This window comes from Streptomyces sp. NPDC050423, from assembly GCF_040655445.1.
In the GTDB taxonomy this organism is placed as follows: Bacteria; Actinomycetota; Actinomycetes; order Streptomycetales; family Streptomycetaceae; genus Streptomyces.
This window is the reverse complement of sequence record NZ_JBFAJY010000029.1, coordinates 93,121-99,148: the sequence shown is the minus strand read 5'-3', so window position 1 is coordinate 99,148 and position 6,028 is coordinate 93,121. Positions and strand designations below refer to the sequence as shown.

At 68.3% G+C, this 6,028-nt stretch carries 4 protein-coding genes and 1 pseudogene; 3 read left to right on the top strand and 2 right to left on the bottom strand.

Annotated features, from left to right (window positions below):
• Positions 1-274 precede the first annotated feature (274 nt).
• Positions 275-589, bottom strand: a complete 315-nt coding sequence (locus tag AB0I52_RS21790; RefSeq protein WP_363074955.1) for a transposase — start codon at positions 587-589, stop codon at positions 275-277.
• 71 nt (positions 590-660) lie between these two features.
• Here AB0I52_RS21790 and AB0I52_RS21785 point away from each other — a divergent pair.
• From AB0I52_RS21785 to AB0I52_RS21775, 3 genes and pseudogenes are all read left to right on the top strand, one after another.
• Positions 661-889, top strand: a pseudogene (locus AB0I52_RS21785) (transposase); the annotation flags it as partial.
• Between the two features lie 505 nt (positions 890-1,394).
• Positions 1,395-1,784, top strand: coding sequence for a hypothetical protein (locus AB0I52_RS21780; RefSeq protein ID WP_363074953.1), 390 nt, complete (start codon positions 1,395-1,397; stop codon positions 1,782-1,784).
• An 8-nt stretch (positions 1,785-1,792) separates the two neighbouring features.
• Positions 1,793-4,615, top strand: coding sequence for an NACHT domain-containing protein (locus tag AB0I52_RS21775; protein WP_363074951.1), 2,823 nt, complete (start codon positions 1,793-1,795; stop codon positions 4,613-4,615).
• A 977-nt stretch (positions 4,616-5,592) separates the two neighbouring features.
• Here AB0I52_RS21775 and AB0I52_RS21770 read toward each other — a convergent pair.
• Positions 5,593-5,829, bottom strand: a complete 237-nt coding sequence (locus tag AB0I52_RS21770; RefSeq protein WP_363074949.1) for a hypothetical protein — start codon at positions 5,827-5,829, stop codon at positions 5,593-5,595.
• Positions 5,830-6,028: the final 199 nt, after the last annotated feature.

Below are 6,028 nucleotides of genomic sequence, written 5' to 3'. Positions count from 1 at the left end.
AGGAAGCGGACACCCGCCAGACTCATCCCGGGGAGCCTTCAAGCCCCGGTTTCGATGTCGTCCAAGCATTTCGACGCATCAGCAGTGGTTCGCTCGCGCTCGCCTTCCCGATCCCCACCTGACGTCCTTTCAAGAGCGCCTTTTTCCTCCGACGCTCACCACGACGGTCTTCAGCCAACGCAGCAGGAGGCGGTTTGGAGTCTCCCTCCGCGGGGGCGACTCCGAGGGGCCAAAACCCTCATCATCTGTGCAGCATCATCCAGTTGCTACCGACCTACACCAGCAGCCCTTTCCGTTCAGGACACACGAAGGCGGTCGCTTTTCCCAGAACTTCGATCGTGGCCTCCTGCTCGCGGACCTTCCGCCGCAGCCGGACCAACTCCTCACGCTCCGCAGTGGTCAAAGCCCCGGCGGTCCCCTCGCCGCGGTCGACCTTCGCCTGCTTCACCCACCCGCGCAGTCCTTCCGGACTCACGCCCAGATCCCTCGCGACCTCGGTGACCGTCTTCTCCGAGGACAACGCCAAGGCGACCGCGTCCCGCTTGAACTCGGCCGTGTACCGCTTACTCATGTTGCTCTTCTTGCTCACTACCTGTGACTGCTTCCTCCGGGACCATCCGTCCCAGTATCAAGCTGCCCGGCCCGCAGGGGGAACCTCACTGGGAGAAGCGAACGGAGCCCGCCCGGCTCACCCCGGCCCGCGTCCGCCGGGGATTTCGCAACCTCCGCCCGCACCTGCACAGTCCTGCCCGTGCACCGAAATCCTCAACGCCCGCCCCAGGACGCCCAGTTGGCTCGAAGAACCGCCATCCCGCCACCCGCCACCCGCCACGATGTGGGCAAAACGACCAGACGCCCCGAGAGCATCACTGAACGCAATCAGCTCAAATTCGCAAAGGTTAAATCTTTAAGCTCAAAAACCGCGCCATATTCTCAGCGCCAGCAGCACATCGGCGCCACTTATGGCGTCTTACTGAGATCCGCAGCGCACGACGCTCGCCCTTTCGAGTGGTGATGCTTGAGTTCTACCCGACCCTCCGGTCGTGGGCGCGCATGGTGATGGCACAAGGCTCGCCCGTGCTGGGGGTTACGCCGTGCACAGTCCCACCGCTGCAGTCAGCTTCCGCTTCCGAACTTGCAAGGCCGTCGTGGACCTGGTGGACAAAATTATCCATCCGTCTACTGGGCTCAGCGACTCCATGGCGGGGTCTGTACGCGGGCCGTCCGCACAGGAGGTGACAACCCGGCGTGGAGCCGGACGCGCAGGCGAGCGCCCGCTCAGGGGAAGGAACGATTTCCTACACATGACAGAACCCAAACCTGCCGCTACGCAACGGGGGCCGGCCGTAGACTCGACGCCCGGCCCACAACCCCAGGAGCGAGAAGAGGTACCCATGGAACCGATGACGCCGGAACTGCTGACGGCTCTGGCCTCCGGCACGGCAGGCGCCGCCGGCCAGCAACTCTGGACGTCCCTGCGCGATCTGGTACTCCGCCCCTCCCCGGTGGAACCGACCGGGACCCCCGAACTGGACGCGCTCACCGCAGCCCCGGACACCGCCCAGCGAACCGCATGGGCAGCCGACTTGATCCGTATTCTGGTCGAACGCGCCGGCCAGGACCCCGTGTTCGCCGATGCCCTGCGTACCTGGCAGGAGAAACCGGCCCTCGCCACCGTACGCACGACGGGATCCGGCGACGTCCACAACACGGTCTCCGGCGGTCGCCAGCAGACCGCCATCCAGGGACGCGACTTCAACGGTGACATCACCATCGGCGGATAGGCCGGGAGTTGTCGGAGCGGAGCAGGCCACCGGGGGACACGCACAACACCGCGAGCGGCGGACAGCAGGGCCTGCTCATCCAGGCCCGCGACATCATGAACCTGTACGTCCAGCCGCACGTGTCGGTGGGCGTGCGCGGCCTGATTGCGGGCTTCGGCCTGTACCTCCTCGCCGTACGTCCCGAGCTGCCGCTCCCGCAGGGCTACGACCCTGGCCCCGAACGGCTCGGATGGCACCTCCTGGCCCTGGCCCTCGCGTCCTCCGTCGCCGCGCGGGCCCTGACCGCCCGGCGACGCCGCCACGACCGGGCATGGACGGCCCCCGCGTACGTCGAGGGGGTCGTCGACGGCCTCGCTGACGCGCTGTGTGAGCAGTACAAGCAGGATGAACGGCTCCTGCACATCATCGAGCCCCACATCATCGAGGTGCCGTGGACGCCCCAGCCGGAACGGCCGGGCACCACCGTCTCCGCGTACTTCGACAGCCTCCCCGGCCGGCGGCTCGTCGTGATCGGCGGCGCGGGCGCGGGCAAGACTGTGCTGGCCCTGCGCCTCGCCACCGAACTCCTCACCGGCCGTGACGACAGCCCCGAGCGCCCGATCCCGCTCGTGGTACCGCTGGCCGCCTGGAACCCTGACGAGGGGCTGGCCGGCTGGCTGGCCCAGCGCCTGGCCGACGACTTCCCGCGGGTCTGCGCACCGGTCCCCGGGGCCCGCCCCCATGACGTAGCGCTGCACCTCCTGCGCGCCACCGACCGGGTTCTGCCGATCCTCGACGGGTTCGACGAACTCCCGCCCGCTCGCCACAAGGAGGCCCTGCGCCAGCTTGTCGAGACCCTGCGGGGACGCCCGTTCGTCCTCACCACCCGCGCCGACGAGTACCTCGAACACGCCCCGGACCAGAGCGTGTTCGCCCGCACCGAGATCACCCTCCAAACCCTCACCGACGAAACCGTGAGCGGCTACCTCAACCCCTCGGGATCGAACGACTCCCCCTGGAACCTGGTCCTGGCGCAATTGCGCATCACCAACGACAATTCCGCCGAGACAAAACGGCTGCGCGAGGCGCTCCGCGTCCCCCTCCTCGCGGGCCTCGCCCGAGTCACCTACGGCTGGGACGGCAACGACCCCGCCAAGCTGCTGTCCCCCGAGTACACCAAACAGGGTGCGCTCGAAGAGCACTTGTACGATGTCTTCCTCAACACCGCGTACAGCGCCTCCCCCGACGTGCGCACCGAGCAGGGCGGGTGGCGGTCCGAGGATGCGCGCCGCTGGATGGAGTTCCTCGCCTTCCGCCTGAAGGCCGCCAACGAACCGGACCTCGCCTGGTGGCGGCTCCAGAAAGAGATGCCGTGGCCGGTGCGGCTCCTGTACCTGGCCCCCGCGTACCTGCTGTCGGTCCTCCTGCTCACCCGGGCCGACATCGCCACCGGTCAGTGGAGCGGCCCGATGCCGGTATGGCTCGCATACGCCCTGGCCTGCACCCCCACGCTCTACGGATTCGCCGCCGACCCCGACAACGAACGCAGCTACCTCACCCCCTGGCTGCTCGGCCGGCCCGACGGAGCACTGGTACGGAAGGCGCTGCGGGGCTGGAAGGGACGGCTGGTGGCCCTGGGCCTGGCCCTCACCACAGCGGGCACGATCACCTCGGCCCTGCGCCACCTGTGGCCGGCCGCGGGCCTCTGCGCCGTCGCCGTCGCCGCCCTGCTGCAGCCTGTACTTCCCTTCGCGTGGCGCTTCGCCGACCAGACTCCGGAACGGACCCCGCGCGAGACGATCCGCGCCGACCGGCAGGTGGTCCTCACCCTGGGCTGGCTGGCACCGCTCCGCCTCTCACCGGACGTACTGAGCTCAGTGAGCTCCCGGTACCCCCTGCTCCTCGCCCCGATCCTGTTCACCTGGTGGCAGTTCAACGGCCGCACCCTGCACACCGACACTCCGCTGGACTGGGCCATAGTTGTGGCCTCCTGGTGGCTGTACGCCGTCGGGCTCTCCGCCTGGGGCCAGTACGGGACGGCCCGCGTTTGGTACGCGGCCACCGGCCGGCTCCCGTGGCGTCTCACCGCGTTCCTGGAGGACGCACACGCCCGCGGAGTGCTGCGACAGTCCGGAGCCGTGTACCACTTCCGCCACATCGAACTGCGCGAACGCCTCGCGGAGACCTACAAAGACAAGCCCTTACGCCCCGCCCCACGGCGCGCACCACTCGGCTATTTCGCCTCAATTCTCAGCGCAGTGCTCTTGACCCGCGTCTTCTTCGGCGCGATGAACATTCATCCGCCACCCGACCCGGCCCCCCACGTCCCCGCAGCATGCTCGCTACTCGACGACCACGAGGTGCAGCGGCTGACGAGCACCGACACGAAGTTGGCCCTCACGAAGTCCAGCGCGCGCTCTCTGCCGGGCCGGTGGCCACCGTTCCCGGGCCGCAACATATGCACCGTCGCCTCCGACCCCTCCCCCACCGCCCCCGCCCTCCGCATCGGAGTCGCCGCGACAGGCTGGACGTCGACCGACACTTTCAACGGGGCGCTGTACGCAGGCGAACAGTTCCGCGCCCTCGGCCAGAAGCCGTCCCCCGGAGCGACCGAACACCGCCTGCCCGACCTGGGCGACGAGGCCGCCGTCCTCATCAAGAAGGACGCCCACGGCCTCTGGCCCAAGGGGCCCGCGCCCTGGCAGACGATGGTGCGGGTCCGCGTCGGCAACGCCCTGTTCGTCACCACGTACGCCGAACAGTCCGCGACCCGCGCCCACACGACGAAGGCGGCGGAAACCCTGATGCGCGACCTGCTCCGCCGGTCGGACCTGGCCCGACGCACCCCCTGACCGACACCTGACGGCACTTAAGAGTCCGCAAGGCCCAGCCCTCCATTCGTGGGTGTCCGGCGTGTAAACCTGCGCGGCGCGGGAAGCTCATCGGTGCGCAATCTGGGCCCGCCGGTAGCCCTCGTGCTCGGGGCCCAACGTGGCGTATTCGGCCGACTCGGACATGCCTCCTGCTCTCGAGCTCGCCCTCGCGAGGAAATGCCACGGATTTGAGACTGGTCATGGGTGACAAGGCCGTGAGACAGCCAAGAACGCCCCAGGTCACGCAATTCGACATGTCGCGAGCGGCGAGAACCTACAGACGCTCGTACGTCGCCGGAGGCGCCGCGTAGGGGCCGTCAACCCCGTCCCGCGTCAATGTCAACGCAGACGGAGGCCAAGGCCACGACCTGAGACTATTCGCCGACTTCTCGCCCGCAGACACGGGCGCCGCTGACCTGGAGACATGCCAGATGGAGCAGCAGTCTGCCCCTGGGGACAGCTGTCGGCGGCGGCTGAATCCTGGTTCTGGATCACCCGTCGCCGACAGCCCGTACATTTCCTGGCCCAGCGAGGCCCGGTGGAAGTTCTCGGACTGTCTGGCAGCGTGGGAAATGCTCGTCGCCCGCATGGCATCGGGGTGGGCCGGTTCGGGCTGGTGCCCCCCGGACTTCTACCGGGAGCGGCTGGCCGCGCGAGACGGGCTGACTACCGTCCCCGGCACACTCCCCCTCCCGCTGTGGCCGTACTCCGACAGGGGCTTCAGCAGCTGGACAGCACCTATGTCCGCCTCACCACGGAGGATCCGCAGGGCTCACTGATCCGGACTGCTCCTGGGCGCGGAGGCGCGTGGCAGGCAACTGGGCTGGTGGTGGCACCGGCGGCCCGAGCCACTGCCCTGGTCACTCGAATCGGGTCCACTTCGTCCGCAACACCTTCTCCGCGATTCCCAAGAGCGCCGCAGAGATGGTCGCCGCGACAATCCGCACGCTCTCCGCTCAGGCCGCAGCCGAAGCCGTCCGGTCCCACTCGCCACCGTCGCCGACAACATGCTCGGCGAGCAGTTCCCCCAAGGCCAGAGAGATGCCCTTACCCGCGAACCCGAGGAATTCGCCGCTGTACACAGCGGAGTCGAGCGTGTGTTCGTGCACCGGGAAGCAGAGCGGAACAAGGGGTTCCAGAGGCACCGGATCCAGCGGGACCCGTCCCTGCGTTCCGCCGCGGATCGCGATCACGTCATGTACCGGCCTCGTGTTCATAGCCCCTCCGCAGAACTTCGGCCGGCTACCCCAGGGTGAGGTTTTCCCTTGGTTGGCTCAGGGACCACGTCCTCGGTTCCCAGAACGGCGGGACTCTCCCGGCAAGTAGCCTTTCCGGGAGAGAAGGCGGTGGAGCGGTTGCCCAGCACCCATAAACGCGATACAGACTGGAGCC